The 15,304-nt window shown below is 68.6% G+C and carries 15 protein-coding genes and 1 tRNA gene; 2 read left to right on the top strand and 14 right to left on the bottom strand.

The window, feature by feature from the left end:
- Positions 1-15 precede the first annotated feature (15 nt).
- The 3 genes from IEY60_RS30610 to IEY60_RS30600 all read right to left on the bottom strand — a co-directional run bounded on the left by IEY60_RS30610 (position 16) and on the right by IEY60_RS30600 (position 2,388).
- The gene (locus tag IEY60_RS30610) at positions 16-1,173 is read right to left on the bottom strand and encodes a branched-chain amino acid ABC transporter substrate-binding protein (RefSeq protein ID WP_189033993.1); all 1,158 of its coding nucleotides are present in this window, start codon (positions 1,171-1,173) and stop codon (positions 16-18) included.
- A gap of 273 nt (positions 1,174-1,446) precedes the next feature.
- Positions 1,447-2,064, bottom strand: coding sequence for an ANTAR domain-containing response regulator (locus IEY60_RS30605; protein ID WP_189033992.1), 618 nt, complete (start codon positions 2,062-2,064; stop codon positions 1,447-1,449).
- A 237-nt stretch (positions 2,065-2,301) separates the two neighbouring features.
- Positions 2,302-2,388 (bottom strand) — tRNA-Leu (locus IEY60_RS30600).
- Positions 2,389-2,810: 422 nt separating this feature from the next.
- Between IEY60_RS30600 and IEY60_RS30595 the strand changes: the two genes are divergently transcribed.
- Together IEY60_RS30595 and IEY60_RS30590 are read left to right on the top strand one after the other, a co-directional pair.
- Positions 2,811-3,431, top strand: a complete 621-nt coding sequence (locus tag IEY60_RS30595; protein ID WP_189033991.1) for an arsenate reductase/protein-tyrosine-phosphatase family protein — start codon at positions 2,811-2,813, stop codon at positions 3,429-3,431.
- 95 nt (positions 3,432-3,526) lie between these two features.
- Entirely contained in the window at positions 3,527-3,934 is a 408-nt protein-coding gene (locus IEY60_RS30590; RefSeq protein ID WP_189033990.1) for an RNA 3'-terminal phosphate cyclase-like family protein, read from the top strand.
- Positions 3,935-3,943: 9 nt separating this feature from the next.
- Here the strand turns inward: IEY60_RS30590 and IEY60_RS30585 are convergent, their stop codons facing one another.
- The 11 genes from IEY60_RS30585 to IEY60_RS30535 form a co-directional block, all read right to left on the bottom strand.
- Entirely contained in the window at positions 3,944-4,813 is an 870-nt protein-coding gene (locus tag IEY60_RS30585; protein ID WP_189034127.1) for an acyl-CoA thioesterase, read from the bottom strand.
- A 41-nt stretch (positions 4,814-4,854) separates the two neighbouring features.
- On the bottom strand, positions 4,855-6,273 hold the full coding sequence (gene pyk, locus IEY60_RS30580; RefSeq protein WP_189033989.1) for a pyruvate kinase: 1,419 nt from the start codon (positions 6,271-6,273) through the stop codon (positions 4,855-4,857).
- A 71-nt stretch (positions 6,274-6,344) separates the two neighbouring features.
- A complete protein-coding gene (locus tag IEY60_RS30575; RefSeq protein ID WP_189033988.1) occupies positions 6,345-7,022 on the bottom strand; it encodes an amino acid ABC transporter permease in 678 nt (225 codons plus the stop codon).
- A gap of 3 nt (positions 7,023-7,025) precedes the next feature.
- Positions 7,026-7,778: an amino acid ABC transporter substrate-binding protein gene (locus IEY60_RS30570; protein ID WP_189033987.1), complete on the bottom strand. Its 753-nt coding sequence runs from the start codon at positions 7,776-7,778 to the stop codon at positions 7,026-7,028.
- 171 nt (positions 7,779-7,949) lie between these two features.
- On the bottom strand, positions 7,950-8,483 hold the full coding sequence (locus tag IEY60_RS36295; RefSeq protein ID WP_189033986.1) for a TM2 domain-containing protein: 534 nt from the start codon (positions 8,481-8,483) through the stop codon (positions 7,950-7,952).
- A 223-nt stretch (positions 8,484-8,706) separates the two neighbouring features.
- The gene (lgt, locus tag IEY60_RS30560) at positions 8,707-9,807 is read right to left on the bottom strand and encodes a prolipoprotein diacylglyceryl transferase (RefSeq protein ID WP_189033985.1); all 1,101 of its coding nucleotides are present in this window, start codon (positions 9,805-9,807) and stop codon (positions 8,707-8,709) included.
- A 180-nt stretch (positions 9,808-9,987) separates the two neighbouring features.
- The gene (gene trpA / locus IEY60_RS30555; protein ID WP_189033984.1) at positions 9,988-10,803 is read right to left on the bottom strand and encodes a tryptophan synthase subunit alpha; all 816 of its coding nucleotides are present in this window, start codon (positions 10,801-10,803) and stop codon (positions 9,988-9,990) included.
- The gene (trpB, locus tag IEY60_RS30550; RefSeq protein ID WP_189033983.1) at positions 10,800-12,062 is read right to left on the bottom strand and encodes a tryptophan synthase subunit beta; all 1,263 of its coding nucleotides are present in this window, start codon (positions 12,060-12,062) and stop codon (positions 10,800-10,802) included. Before trpB ends, trpA begins: the two co-directional genes overlap by 4 nt.
- The gene (gene trpC / locus IEY60_RS30545) at positions 12,059-12,880 is read right to left on the bottom strand and encodes an indole-3-glycerol phosphate synthase TrpC (protein WP_110040403.1); all 822 of its coding nucleotides are present in this window, start codon (positions 12,878-12,880) and stop codon (positions 12,059-12,061) included. Before trpC ends, trpB begins: the two co-directional genes overlap by 4 nt.
- A gap of 196 nt (positions 12,881-13,076) precedes the next feature.
- A complete protein-coding gene (locus IEY60_RS30540) occupies positions 13,077-13,763 on the bottom strand; it encodes a TIGR02234 family membrane protein (RefSeq protein ID WP_189033982.1) in 687 nt (228 codons plus the stop codon).
- Positions 13,760-15,298 (bottom strand): anthranilate synthase component I, encoded by a 1,539-nt coding sequence (locus IEY60_RS30535; protein ID WP_189033981.1) that lies wholly within the window; start codon positions 15,296-15,298, stop codon positions 13,760-13,762. The genes IEY60_RS30540 and IEY60_RS30535 overlap by 4 nt, the downstream gene beginning before the upstream one ends.
- Positions 15,299-15,304 lie beyond the last annotated feature (6 nt).

Below are 15,304 nucleotides of genomic sequence, written 5' to 3'. Positions count from 1 at the left end.
ACACTCTCGTGGGGACTACTTGACCTCGTACATCCAGATCTGGATGTTGGCCAGCTCGCCGGTCCCGCTCCACTGGTACTGGCGGGCGACACCGGTGCCGTTGTAGTTACGGACGTAGTCGACGAGTTCGGCGCGGGTGACCTTGCCCGAGTCGATGCCCTTGAGCAGGATCGTGGTCAGGTCGTAGCCCTCGACGGAGTAGACGCCGGGCGCCTGGCCGTTGAGCGCCTTGTATTCGGTCGCGAACTTCTCCGGCGCCGGGCTGCACGGGCACGACAGCAGCGCGCTCTCCGACGAGCTACCGGCCTGGCGCACGAACTCGGGGTCGTTGCTGCCGTCGGCGGAGACGAAGGTCGCGGTCACGTTGCCGGAACGCAGCTGCTGCACGAACGGCGCCGCCTCCGCGTAGTAGCCGGCGTAGAAGATGGCGTCGGGCTTGGCCGCGGACAGCTTCGACACCGCGGCCGAGAAGTCCTTGTCACCTTCCTTGACGCTGACCGCGCAGGACGCGTCAGCGGCCGGGCCGGCGGCGGTGTTGAACGCCTTGGCCAGACCGGCGCCGTAGTCGGTGTTGTCCTGCACGACGCAGATCTTCTTGTAGCCCTTCTCGCCGGTCAGATAGTTGGCGACGGCCGGGCCCTGCGAGTCGTCGTTGCCCAGGCCGCGGAAGAAGGTCTTCCAGCCGTTCTGGGTCAGCGTCGGGTTGGTGGCCGAGGCGGTCAGCGTCGGCATGCCCGCCTCGCTGAGGATCTGGCCGGTCGCCTTGGTCTCACCCGAGAAGGTAGGGCCGACCAGCGCGACGATGCTGGGATCGCTGACGATCGTCGGGATCACCTGGCTGGCGATCTGCGGCTTGCCCTCGGTGTCGAACTGCTTGACCGACACCTGACAATCCGGATTGGCCTTGTTGTGCTGGTCGAGCGCCAGCTTGACGCCGTTGATGATGTTGATGCCGAGCGCGGCGTTACCGCCGGTCAGCGGGCCCGCCATCGCGATGGTCTGGGGCGCGCACTTGGCCTTGCCGTCACCCGCGGGGTCGGCGGCCGCGCCCGCGTCGGTCTGCGCGACGGCCTTACCCTGGGTGTCGAGCTGAACTACCGGCTGGATCGAGAGATCGGTGTTGCCGCCACCGCCGCCGTCGGACGACTTGTCGCTGCATCCGGACAACACCAACGACGCGGCAGCTCCGATTACCAGAACTCCTCGCGTCGAACGACTGCGCCATGTCGAACTGAGCACGTCTCACCTCTATGTCCTGTGCTCCCCGGGGTCACCGAGGGGGCCGACCACGTTCAGCCCGGACAGAACATATCGCCGGTTTGTTAGATCCGCATCACATTCGCATCATGTCGGACGCATCTTGGCCAGTCGTAGTTCACATTATTGTTTCGCTTGCGTAAAGTTTTTCGGCTTTCGACGCGAGACCCGAAGCGGCGCGTTCCGGCGTCACTGCGGGGTGAGGTTCTCCAGCACGACTTCGGCGACCGCCTTCATGGTCGTGCGCCGATCCATCGCGGTGCGCTGAATCCATTTGAACGCCTGCGGCTCCGACAGACCCTGGGTCTGCATGAGCACACCCTTGGCCCGCTCGACCAGTTTGCGCGTCTCCAACCGGTCCGACAGATTCGCGACTTCTGTTTCCAGCGCGGTGATTTCATGGAAACGGCTTGCCGCGAGTTCGATCGCGGGCACCAGATCTGATTTGGTGAACGGCTTGACCAGATAGGCCATCGCGCCGGCGTCGCGAGCCCGCTCGACCAGGTCGCGCTGACTGAACGCGGTCAGGATCACCACGGGCGCAACACGTTTCGACGCGATCTCGGCGGCGGCGTCGATGCCGTCGCGCCGTGGCATCTTCACGTCCATGATCACCAGATCGGGGCGCATTTCCTCGGCCAGCTCGACGGCCTGCTGACCGTCGCCCGCCTCACCGACAACCTCGTAGCCCTCTTCCTTGAGCATCTCCACGAGGTCCATCCGGATGAGGGCCTCGTCCTCGGCGACGACGACGCGCTTGGCCGCGGCCTCACGCGTGGCGCCGGCGCCCGCTGCATTCGTGCTCATAGGTTCGACCCCTCTGGATTCCGATGCCTGTCGATCACACCACGACAGACGACGGCACCGGGCGAGCCGGCCGAGAACCCGTCGTGGGTGACCGAGTGATGTAAAGAGTACCGTTCGCTTCCGCACAGAATGCAGTGAGCGGTCCGAAACCGCCGGTGAACGCGAACGCGGTGACGTCGCGCACACCCCGCGACCGATACTCCCCCGCGGAGCGCGGCCGATGCCGCGCTACCGCCGTGGTGCCGAGTGTGGGACTCGAACCCACACGTCCTTTCGGACAACGGTTTTTGAGACCGTCGCGTCTGCCAGTTCCGCCAACCCGGCGCACCGCGGTCACTATAGCGCCTCGGCGCGCCGGGAAGCGAACCGCCGGTCGAACCGCGTGAACGACCACGTCGCCGCACCAGCTCGGCACGCCCCGGCCGCACCTCGCCCCGCCGGCAACGTTCACCCCCGTGGTGACCGTGAGTAGCCGGATGTCCCCACTCGGACCGGGGCACTGCGCCGCACCCTCAGCGCCGCCGGTTATTACCGAATCGAATTATTACAGCCCAAAAGAGTGATGATCGACACATATCGCTCGCAGGTTTCCAGTTCATATCTCGCGGGTATCACGGTCACGCACAACGGATTTCGCACCGAATTCGTGTACAGGATTCAACCGAGAGGTGAATAAGTAGCGCCGCGCCTGTGATCGTTGCAATTCTGACCCACTACACGACAATCGACCCGATTACGGTGTCGGTATGCACGTGTTGTTCGTCTGCAACTCCAACGTCTGCCGCTCGGTGATCGCCGAACGGCTCACCCTGGCGTTCGCGGCGGACAACGGCCTACCCGGGCTGACCGCGGAGAGCGCGGGGACGCGCGCGCTGGTCGGCTTTCCCCCGGAACCGCTGGCCGCGGAGACCATTGCAAGCCTCGGCGGTGACGCCACCGGATTCAAGGCACGCAAACTCAAGCCCGAGATGGTCGACCGCGCCGATCTGGTGCTCGCGATGACCGAATCGCTCCGTGATCAGGTGGCCGAGCTCGCCTTCGGCGTCGCGCCACGCACCTTCACCCTCGCCGAGGCGCATCGCATCGCCAAGGTCACCGGCGCGAAATCCATTGCCGCGCTGCACGGCGCCCGCAACGATCTGGCCTACGTCGGCCGGGAGAACATCGCCGACCCGATCGGCCTTTCCCCCGAGGCCTTCCTCGAGGTCGGCGACCAGATCGCCGAACTGCTTTTCCCTCTGTTGCAGGCGCTCGCGCCGCATGAGCAGACCCAACTCACCGGCGACGACGAGCGCCCCGGCCTGGTCATCGAACCGGCGCCCGCGCGTCCGCTCTCGGCATTTCTCGCCGCCCAGCGCAGGCGCTGAGCGCAAGGCTGTTCGCCGGGCCGCCCGAGGGATTACACTTCGGCGCGGACGTGCTGTTCCCCTTGCTGGTTCGACACACGACAGGAACTTCAGACATGCCGAAACGCATTTCGGATGTTTCGCTCCATGTGTACGTGACGCCGGAAATTCTCGACCGCATCGTCGCCAGTGTCCGGACGGTCCTCGACGACCATCTCCAGGACCGCGATGTGTTCGCCTGGCGGTTCACCCTGCCCGTCGACGCGGTCGATCCCGTCCATCAGGAACTCGAATCACACTGGCGCGGTGCGCATCCCGGCGCCGAACCGGGCGCCGAGACCACCTCCGAGATCGCGCTCAGCCTGGTCGGCGATCCGGCCGACCTCACCGACACCGATATCGCCGACCTCGAGCACGGCCTGGCGCTGGCGGTGTACGGCGCGGCCACCGACGCCGTCCCGTTCGTGCTGCGCGCGCATCAGCGCACCGACGTCGAGCTCGAGCTCGACCGCGAACATCGCTGAGGCGCTCGCTCAGCGGGCCGGGAAGTGCCGGATGACGCCTTCCTGGACCGTGGTCGCGAGCAATTCCCCACTGCGCGAATAGAATCGGCCGGTCGCCAGGCCACGTGAGCCCGCCGCGACCGGTGATTCGGTGGCGTAGAGGGTCCAGTCGTCGAAGCGGAACGGGCGATGGAACCAGATCGAATGGTTCACCGTGGCCGCCAGGATCCGGTCCAGACCCCACGACAGGCCGTGCGTGGTGATGATCGAATCGAGCACGGTGGTATCGGAGGAGTAGCCCAGCGCGGCCACGTGCAGCAGCGGATCGTCCGACAGCCCGCCGTCGGTACGCATCCACACCCGGTTGTGGTTGAGCTTCTCGCCGGTGCCCTTGAGGATCCACGCCGGATCGTTGGTGTAGCGCATGTCGATCGGGTGCGGCGCGTTGATGAACATCTCCAGCTTGTCCTCGAAGCCGGCGAAGCTCTCCTCGATCCGGGGCAGCGTCTCCGGATCGGGCACCTGGGGGCCCTCGTGGGCGTGCTCGAGGCCCTTGCCCCAGTCCTGGAACGCCGCCAGCATGACGAACAGCTCCTGGCCGTCCTGGCTGGCGGTGACCGTCCGGTTCGCGAGCGCGCGGCCGTCGCGGTGCCGCTGCACGTGGTATTCGATCGGCTTCTTCACGTCGCCACCGCGCACGAAATGCGCGTTGATCGCGTGCAGCGGCCGCTCACCGGCGGTGCGTCCGGCAGCGACGATCGCCTGCGACACCAGCTGCCCGCCGAAGGTGCGGCTCCACACCTTCTCGGGATGGTTGCCGAGGAAAACGTCCTCGCCGATCGGTTCGAGGTCGAGCAGGTCGAGCAGCACCCGCAGATCGGGGGACGGCTCGCCCTGCACTGTGTCGACCTCGATCGATCCGCCTGCCGAACTACTCACGACTAGTGGTCCTCCTCGCCGATGCGATGAACGTGGATCAGGTTGGTGGAACCGACGGTACCCGGCGGGGAACCGGCCACGATGACCACCAGGTCGCCCTTGCGGTACCGATCCATCGACAGCAGCGCCTGGTCGACCTGGTGGATCATCGCGTCGGTGCTCTGCACCATCGGCACGATGAAGGTCTCGGTGCCCCAGGTCAGCGTCAGCTGACTGCGTACCTCCGGCAGCGGGGTGAACGCCAGCAGCGGCAGCGGGGTGTGCAGGCGGGCCAGGCGGCGCACGGTGTCACCGGACTGGGTGAAGGCCACCAGGGCCTTGGCGTTGAGCCGCTCGCCGATGTCGCGGGCGGCGTAGGAGATCACGCCGCGCTTGGTGCGCGGCACGTGGGTCAGCGGTGGCACCCGGTGCGTCTCGGACTCCACCGCGGTGACGATGCGGCTCATGGTGCGCACCGCGTCGATCGGCCACGCGCCGACGGAGGTCTCACCCGAGAGCATCACCGCGTCGGCGCCGTCGAGCACCGCGTTGGCGACGTCGGAGGCCTCGGCGCGGGTCGGGCGGGAGTTCTCGATCATCGACTCCAGCATCTGGGTGGCGACGATGACCGGCTTGGCGTTCTCGCGCGCCATCTGGATGGCCCGCTTCTGCACCAGCGGCACCTGCTCGAGCGGCAGCTCGACGCCGAGGTCGCCACGGGCGACCATCACCGCGTCGAAGGCGAGCACGATCGCCTCGAGGTTGTCGATCGCCTCGGGCTTCTCCAGCTTGGCGATGACCGGCACGCGGCGGCCGACCTTGTCCATGATGTCGTGCACCAGCTCGATGTCGGACGGCGAGCGCACGAACGACAGCGCGATGAAGTCCACGCCCAGACTCAGGGCGAATTCGAGGTCTTCGATGTCCTTCTCGGACAGGGCGGGCACCGACACGTCCATGCCGGGCAGCGACAGGCCCTTGTTGTTGCTCACGGGGCCACCCTCGGTGACCCGGCAGACGACGTCGTTGCCGTCGATGCTCTCCACCGTCAGGCCGACCTTGCCGTCGTCGACGAGCAGGCGGTCGCCTGCCTTGGCGTCCTGCGCGAGCTGCTTGTAGGTGGTCGAGACGCGGTCGTGGGTGCCGTCGACGTCGTCGACGGTGATCCGGACCTGTTCGCCGTTGGCCCAGGTGGTGCGGCCGTCGGTGAACCGGCCGAGGCGGATCTTGGGGCCCTGCAGGTCGGCGAGGATGCCGACCGCGCGGCCGGTCTCGTCCGAGGCCGCGCGGACCATCTTGTAGTTGTCGGCATGGTCGGCGTGCTCACCGTGGCTGAAGTTCAGCCGGGCCACATCCATGCCGCTTTCGACGAGCTCACGAATACGATCCTGGGTGGCCGTAGCCGGTCCGAGGGTGCACACAATCTTCGTCCGTCGCATCACAACGGCAAGCCTAGTCCTACCGATTCCGCGCGTCGTTTCGCCGGTCGGGAGTTATCCCGGTGTTCACGAAATCAGCGGCGCGCGAGGGCCACATGCCGGGACAGCCGCGTCTCCAGGCGGGTCTGGCCGAAGCCCAGAACCAGGCAGATCACCCAGTAGTAGAGGGCCGCGACGCCGTAGAGGGCGAAGAAGTCGAAGGTGGGTGCGGCCGCCAGCTGAGCCGTGCGCAGCAGTTCGGTGACCAGGATGGTGGAGGCCAGCGAGGTGTCCTTCACCAGGGAGATGAGCGTGTTCGACAGCGGGGGCACCGCGATCCGCGCGGCCTGCGGGAACACGATGTACCACAGCGTCTGCGGGTAGGTCATGCCCAACGACTCGGCCGCCTCCCACTGCCCGTGGGCGACGCTCATGATCGCCGAGCGCACCACCTCCGCGGCGTACCCGCCGACATTGAGGCTGAACGCGATCACCGCCGCCGGGAACGGGTCGATGACGATCCCGAACTGCGGCAGCGCGTAGAACACGATGAACAGCTGCACCAGCAGCGGGGTGCCGCGGATGATCGAGATGTAGCAGCGGGCCGGCAGCGACAGCACCCGCTTCGACGACATCCGCGCCAGCGCGACCCCGACCGCGATCGCCAGGCCGATGACGAAACTGATCGCCGTCAGCGGCAGCGTCGCGGTCACCGTGGCCTTCAGCATCGGCCACAGGTTGTGCCAGATCAGCTCCCTGGTTGCGGGATCCATCCGCTATTTGCTGACGTCGGTGCCGAAGTACTTCTCCGACAGCCTGGTCAGCGTGCCGTCCGCGCGCAACTGCTCGAGCGCCTTGTCGATGTCGGCGATCAGCGCGGCGTCGTCCTTGCGCGCGGCGAAGGCCTGCTTGCTGGTCTCGCCGGTCTTGGCCGCGATCTTGATGCCGGTATCACCGGTCTTCTTGGTGTACTCGCCGACCGCCAGGGTGTCGTTGACGGTGGCGTCGACGCGACCGGCCTTCAGCAGCTGCACCGCCTGCACGAAGCCTTCCACCGCTTCGACTTTCGCGCCCGCGCCCGCGGCGACCTTGCTCCAGTTGCTGGTCGAGGACTGCGCGGTGGTCTTGCCGGCCAGATCGGCCAGCGAGGTGATGGTGGTGTCGTCGGCCTTGGTGACGATCACGCCCTCGGAGGTCGTGTACGGCTGCGACAGCGAGTACTTGGCCGCGCGCTCGGGGTTGACGGTGACCTGGTTGGCGACCAGGTCGAAGCGCTTGGACTCCAGTCCGGCGAAGATCGAGTCCCACGGCGTCTGCACGAATTCCACCCGCTTGCCGAGCTTCTCGCCGACCGCCCGCGCGACCTCGACGTCGTAGCCGGTCAGCGCGCCGTTGTCCTGGTAGCTGAACGGCGCGTAGGTGCCTTCGGTCCCCACCTTCAGCACATTCGGGTCGGCATCGGAGGAGCAAGCCGACAGACCCGTCGCAGCGACCACGGCGAGTACGGCGGCGGCAAGCAATTTGCGCACGGTCAATCCCTTCCTTCGCTGCGCGCATCAGGGCACGCGCAGGCCAAGCGACGCTACGGCGCCACCACAGACGGACACAGAGTATCGCTCACCGTGATCGGAATTCCGGCGGGGAAACGCGAAACGGGCACTCCGCGCAAGGCGGAGCACCCGTTCGACGGTGCCGGGCGATCAGTCGCGCAGCGGACGGCCCTGCGCGTCGGGCACCTTGCCGGTGAGCATCATGATGCCGTCGATCAGCGGCCAGATGGCGCCGATGCCACAGGTCAGCCAGACGACCGCGATCTGGGCGATGCCCAGACCGGTGTAGCCCAGGTAGAAGCGGCCGACGCCGAAGCTGCCGAGGAAGATCTCCAGCAGACCGGCCATCAGCTTCTGCTTGTCCGAGAACGGGACGCCGTACATGTCACGGCCGTAGGGCGCTTCCGGATCGGCCGGGTTGTAGCCCTGCGGCATGGTGCCGTACGGCGCGGCGCCGTAGACCGGCTGCGGCTGGGCGTACGGGTCGGCGGGCTGGCCGTACTGGGGCTGGCCGTACTGCGGCTGACCGTACCCCGGCTGCTGCTGGCCGTAGCCCGGCTGCTGCGCGTACGGGTCCGAGGGCTGACCGTAGGCGGGCTGGCCGTACTGCGGCTGCGGGCCGGAGTCGGGCTGCTTGCTCAGGTCGGGGCCGTACTGGGGATTGGGGTTGTAGGGGTCGGTCACTCATGTCCTCCATCATTCGTGCGGGTACCCGTCGTGGCCCCCGGCCAGTGGCGATCGGCCGAACGGCGGTGCGCCCGCGACGATCACCGGCCATTGTGGTCATAAGGACCGGCCGTTGTCTCCTCGGGCCCCACGATCGGTCCTCGACACTCTTGCCGGAATATCGCGACGGGCGCCCGGAATGTTGCCGGACGCCCGTCGGATTCGAATCGAAGGCTGTCGATCAGGCCTTCTTCGCTCCGGATTGCTCCGGCTCGGCGGTGTCTGCCGCGTCGGCGGCCGGTGCGTCGTCAGCGGTCGGCGCCGGGTCGGCCTTCTTCAGCTCCGGGTTGGGGTCAGCGCTGCCGGCGGAGTCCTTCGCGGTGTCCTCGGTGGAATCCGTTGCCTCGGTGGACTTGTCGGCCGCCCCGGCCGCACGCAGCGCCGAGAACTGCCACGGCCACGGCCTCGGCTCACCACCGGGCTGCAGCTGCGCCGGTGTCTCGCGTCCCTTGGTCGCCAGCGCGAAATAGGCCATGGCGCCAAGGAATACGAGGGCGGCGGTGAACGAGTTGATCCTGATGCCGAGGATCTGGGTGGCTTCGTCGCTGCGCATCAGTTCGACGAAGAAGCGCCCGAAGCTGTACCCGGCGACATAGAGCGCGAACAGACGGCCGTGGCCGATCTTGTAGCGCTTGTCCAGCTGCACCAGCAGCACGACGACCAGCACGTTCCACACCAGCTCGTACAGGAACGTCGGATGCACGACCTCGAGTACCCGGCCGGTCGAGACGCCGTTCATCATGTCCCGCGCGCCGGTCTCCGGGTCGAAGCGCTCGTAGACCTCGAGGCCCCACGGCACCTCGGTGGTGCGGCCGTAGAGCTCCTGGTTGAAGTAGTTGCCGAGGCGGCCGATCGCCTGCGCGAGCAGCACGGCGGGCGCGATCGCGTCGCCGAGCGCGGGCAGCGGGATCTTGTAGACGCGGCAGCCGATCCAGGCGCCGACGCCACCGAGGAACACCGCGCCCCAGATGCCGAGGCCGCCCTGCCAGATGTAGAGCGCCTCGATCGGGTGCTTGCCGGGGCCGAAGTACTTCTGCCAGTCGGTGGCCACGTGATACAGCCGGCCGCCGATCAGGCCGAACGGCACCGCGAACATCGCGACGTCGAGCACCGCGCCCTGCTGGCCGCCGCGCTGTTGCCACCGGCGCTCACCCCACCAGATGGCGACGACGATGCCGAGAATGATGAACAGCGCGTATGCCCGGAGCGGGAAGGGCCCGAGGTGCCAGACACCCTGCGGCGGACTCGGAATGTAGGCCAGGACTGAGTTCACGGCCCCCACGTTAGTTGAGTGGCATTACCAGTGAGCGACCGCGACCCGGATGGCCGTGGTCGCCCCCATTACGACAACGCTGGAATCCAACCCGGCCCGCACAGTTTCGCGAGAACATGGGTAACTCACCGGGGACGGGCCACCCCGACTCACGATCGCCCGCCGGCCGCGTGACCGAGAACCCCGCGCCTAGATCAGGCCAGAATTCGCGGAGAGGCGGGCAGCGCGCACGCCTTCGGCGAGCTCGCTGGTCAGGGCGCACACCGCGTCCAGGCCCTCGGCGGCGGCCGTGACCAGCGCCGATCCGACGATCACGCCGTCGGCGTACGCGGCGATCTCGGCGGCCTGGGCACCCGAACGCACGCCGAGGCCGACGCCGATCGGGATGTCGGAATGCGCGCGGACCCGAGCGCACAGCGCGGGCGCGGCCGAGGAGACCACGTCACGCGCACCGGTCACACCCATGGTCGAGGCGGCGTAGATGAATCCACGCGAGGCCTCCAGCGTCTTCACCAGGCGCTCCTCGGTGGACGACGGCGCGACCAGGAAGATGCGGTCCAGGTTGTGCGTGGCCGAGGCGATGAACCAGTCGTCGGCCTCGTCGGGGATCAGGTTCGGCGTGATGATGCCCGCGCCACCGGCCGCGGCCAGGTCGCGGGCGAAGTTGTCGACGCCGTACTGGAGCACCGGGTTCCAGTAGCTCATCACCACGGCCTGGCCACCGGCGTCGGTGATCGCCTCGACGACGGTGAACACGTCGCGCACCCGCACGCCACCGCGCAGCGCCTGCTCGGCGGCGGCCTGGATGGTCGGGCCGTCCATCACCGGGTCGGAGTACGCCACGCCGACTTCGACGATGTCGCAACCGGATTCGACCATGGCCCGGCACACGTCGATGGAACCGGCCAGATCGGGGTAACCCGCGGGCAGGTAGCCGATCAGGGCGGCCCGGTTCTCCGCGCGCGCGGCGGAGAAGGTGTTGGCCAGACGAGACTGCTGACTCACTTCGCGTTCTCCTCGGCGGCGTCGTCGTCGAACAGACCGAACCAGCGGCCCGCGGTATCCATGTCCTTGTCGCCGCGACCGGACAGGTTGACCAGGATGATCGCGCCCTTGCCGAGCTCCTTGCCGAGCTTCAGCGCGCCGGCCACGGCATGCGCGGACTCGATCGCCGGGATGATGCCCTCCGAGCGCGAGAGCAGCAGCAGCGCGTCCATCGCCTCGACGTCGGTGATCGGCTCGTACTCGGCGCGGCCGATGTCCTTGAGGTGGGCGTGCTCGGGGCCGACGCCCGGATAGTCGAGACCGGCCGAGATCGAATGCGATTCGATGGTCTGGCCGTCCTCGTCCTGCAGCAGGTACGAGTAGGCGCCCTGGAACGCGCCCGGCGTGCCGCCGGTGAAGGTGGCCGCGTGCCGACCGGTCTCGACGCCGTCACCGGCCGCCTCGTACCCGATCAGCCGCACACCCGCGTCGGGGATGAAGGCGTGGAAGATGCCGATGGCGTTGGAGCCGCCGCCGACGCAGGCCACGACCGCCTCGGGCAGCCTGCCCGTGCGCTCCTGGATCTGCTGGCGCGCCTCGATCCCGATGATGCGCTGGAAATCGCGCACCATCAGCGGGAACGGGTGCGGGCCCGCGGCGGTGCCGAAGCAGTAGTAGGTGTCGTCGGCGTTGGAGACCCAGTCGCGCAGCGCCTCGTTGATGGCGTCCTTGAGGGTCTGCGAACCGGTGGTCACCGAGATCACCTCGGCGCCGAGCAGCCGCATGCGGGCCACGTTCAGCGCCTGGCGGGCGGTGTCGACCGCGCCCATGTAGATCACGCAGTTCAGGCCGAGCAGCGCGCACGCGGTCGCGGTCGCGACGCCGTGCTGGCCTGCACCGGTCTCGGCGATGACGCGGGTCTTGCCCATCCGCTTGGCGAGCAGCGCCTGGCCGAGCACATTGTTGATCTTGTGCGAGCCGGTGTGGTTGAGATCCTCGCGCTTGAGGAAGATCCGCGCGCCGCCGGCGTGTTCGGCCAGGTTGAGGCATTCGAACACCGGCGACGGACGGCCGGTGTAGTCGCGCTGCAGCCGGTCGAGCTCGTCGAGGAAGCTGTGGTCGGAGCGGACCTTGTCGTACTCGGCCGTGACCTCCTCGATCACCGCCATCAGCGCCTCGGGGACGTGCCGTCCGCCGTAGACGCCGAAGTGGCCGCCCGCATCGGGTTCGTAGTCGCTGTGCTGGGCGACGCCCGCACTCGCCTGGGGCAGCGCGCTCATCGGATGCTCCGCCTGGCCGGCTTCGGGCAGGACGGGTGGGTGCCCGCGGTCACCAGCTCCGACACCGCAGCGCGCGGGTTGCCGCTGGTCACCAGGCCCTCGCCGACGAGCACCGCGTCGGCGCCCGCACCGGCGTAGGCCAGCAGGTCGGCGGTGCCGCGGATGCCGGACTCGGCGACCCGGATGACCTCCGACGGCAGGCCGGGCGCGATCCGCGCGAACACGTCGCGGTCCACTTCCAGGGTCTTGAGGTTGCGCGCGTTGACACCGATCACCGACGCGCCCGCTTCCAGCGCGCGATCAGCCTCTTCCTCGGTGTGCACTTCCACCAGGGCAGTCATACCCAGTGATTCGGTGCGGTCGATCAGCGAGGACAGCACGTCCTGCTCGAGCGCGGCCACGATCAGCAGGATCACGTCGGCGCCGTGGGCACGAGCCTCGTGGATCTGGTACGGGCCGACGACGAAGTCCTTGCGCAGGACCGGGATGTTCACGGCGGCCCGGACGGCGTCGAGGTCGTCGAGGGAGCCACCGAAGCGGCGGCCCTCGGTGAGCACGCTGATGATGCGCGCGCCACCGTCTTCGTAGGCCTTGGCCAGCACGGCCGGGTCCGGGATGTCGGCCAGCGCGCCCTTGGAGGGGCTGGCACGCTTCACCTCGGCGATGACACCGATCCCGTCCTCGTGCAACGCGGCGGCTGCGTTCAGCGGCGCCTTGGCGGCGGCCGCTGCGGCTTTGATCGCCTGAAAATCGAGGAGGGCTTCGCGAGCGGCAACATCCGCCCGAACCCCGTCGAGAATCGAGTCGAGTACCGTCATCTGGCTCGAATCCTTTCTGGGGAGACGAACTTCTCACCTGAGAGTCCCCTCAGGCGCTGTCTCACCGATGCTGGACAAGAATAAATGGCCGCCGCGCGTGTCACTGCGGCGGGGGTGCCGGGGGTCACTGCTGCGGAGCAGCCCGGCGTCACTGCTGCGGAGCAGCCCGGCGTCACTGCGGTGGAGCTGCGGCGGGTCACGGCGTGCGGCCGGGCGACTTGCCGTCGTCGTCCGGTCCCTCGGCGGTGTCGGTCGGGTCGGTGCCCGCGTCGAGCGCGTCCCACAGCACCCGGTCCGACAGCGGCGCGGAGGTGCCGGTCTCGTCGCGCTGCTTGCTCACCTGGGCGCTGGCGTCGGCACGGCGGAACACCGGATTGTCGTAGGTACCGGAGAGCTGGGCGTTCTCCCCGGTCCGGCGGGTGAGCAGGACTCCGGCGACCAGCGCGAGCGCCGCGGCGAGGATCGACAGGACCGCGGGCGCCGGGTGCACGTCGGCGCTGCTGACGACAGCGCGCACCGGCAGCTCGGCCAGCTGGCCCGCTCGTTCAGCGGTCCGCCCCTCCCCCACGACCAGCGCGAACCCGGGTACCGCGGCGACCGCGGCGACCACCGCGATCACCACGCCCAGCAGCTGGCGCAGTCCGCCCTTGACCGCGAACACCGCGGCGATCGAGGCGACCAGCACCAGGGCCAGCGGGGTGAGCGCGCCGAACCAGGTGGCGCCGTCGAGGTCGTCGGTGCGCGGTTCGGTGAGCCCGTCGGCGGAGTGCACCGTCACCCAGGTCATCCGCGACGACGCCCACAGCCCCGCCGCCGCCAGCGCCAGCAGCGCCACCGGGACGACCGGCTTGGCAGCGGGGGCAGGCGCGGGAGCGTCGGTCACGAGTCGCCGCCCTCATAGGTGCGCAGGGTCTGGGCCGCCGCGATTGCCTTGAGCACCGCCATGGCCTTGTTGCGGGCCTCGGTGTCCTCGTAGACGGGATCGGAGTCGGCGACCACGCCGGCACCGGCCTGCACGTAGGCGGTGCCGTCCTTGAGCAGCGCGGTGCGGATGGCGATGGCGGTGTCGGCGTCACCGGCGAAGTCGAGGTAGCCGACGACGCCGCCGTAGACGCCGCGCCTGGTCGGTTCCAGTTCCTCGATCAGCTCCATCGCCCGCACCTTCGGCGCGCCCGACAGCGTGCCGGCCGGGAAGCAGGCCTGCACCGCGTCGAGCGCGATCTTGCCCTCGGCGAGCTGCCCGGACACCGTCGAGACCAGGTGCATGACGTGGCTGTAGCGCTCGACGTGGCGGTACTGGGTGACCCGCACGGTGCCGGGGCGGCAGACCCGGCCCAGGTCGTTGCGACCCAGGTCGACGAGCATCAGGTGCTCGGCGTTCTCCTTCTCGTCGGCCAGGAGGTCCTTCTCGAGCAGGATGTCGTCCTCGGCGCTGTGCCCGCGCCAGCGGGTGCCCGCGATCGGATGGGTCGTGGCGACCCCGTCCTTCACGGTGACCAGCGATTCGGGGCTGGAGCCGACGATCGAGAACGCGGTGCCGCCGTCGCCGTCGGGGATGTGCATCAGGTACATATACGGGCTCGGGTTCGAGGCACGCAGCATCCGGTAGACCGCCAGCGGCGAACCGGTGTAGTCCATCTCGAAGCGCTGCGAGAGCACCACCTGGAATGCCTCGCCCGCCTCGATCTCCTTGATCAGCCGCAGCACACCGGCACCGAATTCCTCGGTGGTGCGCCTGCGCAGGAACTGCGGCTCCGGCTGGTCGAAGACCGACACCGTCGACGGCGCGGGGGTGGCCAGCGCGGCGGTCATCCGGTCGAGCCGGGCGACGGCGTCGTCGTAGGCGGCGTCGGCGTTCTCGTCGGTGCCGTTCCAGTTCACCGCGTTGGCGATGAGGGTGATCGCGCCCTCGTGGTGGTCGAACGCCGCCAGGTCGGTGGCCAGCATCAGGACGAGTTCGGGCAGCTGCAGATCGTCGGCGGCCAGCTCGGGCAGCCGTTCGATCCGGCGCACCGCGTCGTAGCCGAGGTAGCCGACCAGGCCGCCGGTCAGCGGCGGCAGGCCGGGCAGGCGTTCGGTGCGCAGCACCTCGAGGGTCTCGTGCAGCGCGCGCAGCGGATCACCGCCGGAGGGGGCGTCGGCCGGTACCGCGCCGAGCCAGGTCGCCTCGCCGTCGACGACGGTCAGCGCCGACGGACTGCCCGCGCCGATGAACGACCAGCGCGACCACGACCGCCCGTTCTCGGCGGACTCGAACAGGAAGGTGCCCGGCCGGTCGTCGGCCAGCTTGCGGTAGGCCGAAAGCGGAGTTTCGGAGTCCGCCAGCACCTTTCGGGTCACCGGGACGACCCGGTGCTCGGCGGCGAGCAGCCGGAACTGGTCGCGGGTCGTGGTGGTTGGTATCGACGCGCCCTGCATGAGCCC

The organism is Nocardia rhizosphaerihabitans, assembly GCF_014646295.1.
GTDB lineage: Bacteria > Actinomycetota > Actinomycetes > Mycobacteriales > Mycobacteriaceae > Nocardia > Nocardia rhizosphaerihabitans.
This window is presented reverse-complemented; position numbering and strand designations above follow the sequence as displayed.

What these genes read in the sequence shown, in the direction of transcription:
- IEY60_RS30535 (WP_189033981.1), bottom strand. Translation starts at nt 15,298, where the DNA reads ATGCAGGGCGCGTCGATACCAACCACCACGACCCGCGACCAGTTCCGG.
- IEY60_RS30595 (WP_189033991.1), top strand. Translation starts at nt 2,811, where the DNA reads ATGCACGTGTTGTTCGTCTGCAACTCCAACGTCTGCCGCTCGGTGATC.
- IEY60_RS30605 (WP_189033992.1), bottom strand. Translation starts at nt 2,064, where the DNA reads ATGAGCACGAATGCAGCGGGCGCCGGCGCCACGCGTGAGGCCGCGGCC.
- trpB (WP_189033983.1), bottom strand. Translation starts at nt 12,062, where the DNA reads ATGAGCGCGCTGCCCCAGGCGAGTGCGGGCGTCGCCCAGCACAGCGAC.
- trpC (WP_110040403.1), bottom strand. Translation starts at nt 12,880, where the DNA reads ATGACGGTACTCGACTCGATTCTCGACGGGGTTCGGGCGGATGTTGCC.
- IEY60_RS30590 (WP_189033990.1), top strand. Translation starts at nt 3,527, where the DNA reads ATGCCGAAACGCATTTCGGATGTTTCGCTCCATGTGTACGTGACGCCG.
- IEY60_RS30575 (WP_189033988.1), bottom strand. Translation starts at nt 7,022, where the DNA reads ATGGATCCCGCAACCAGGGAGCTGATCTGGCACAACCTGTGGCCGATG.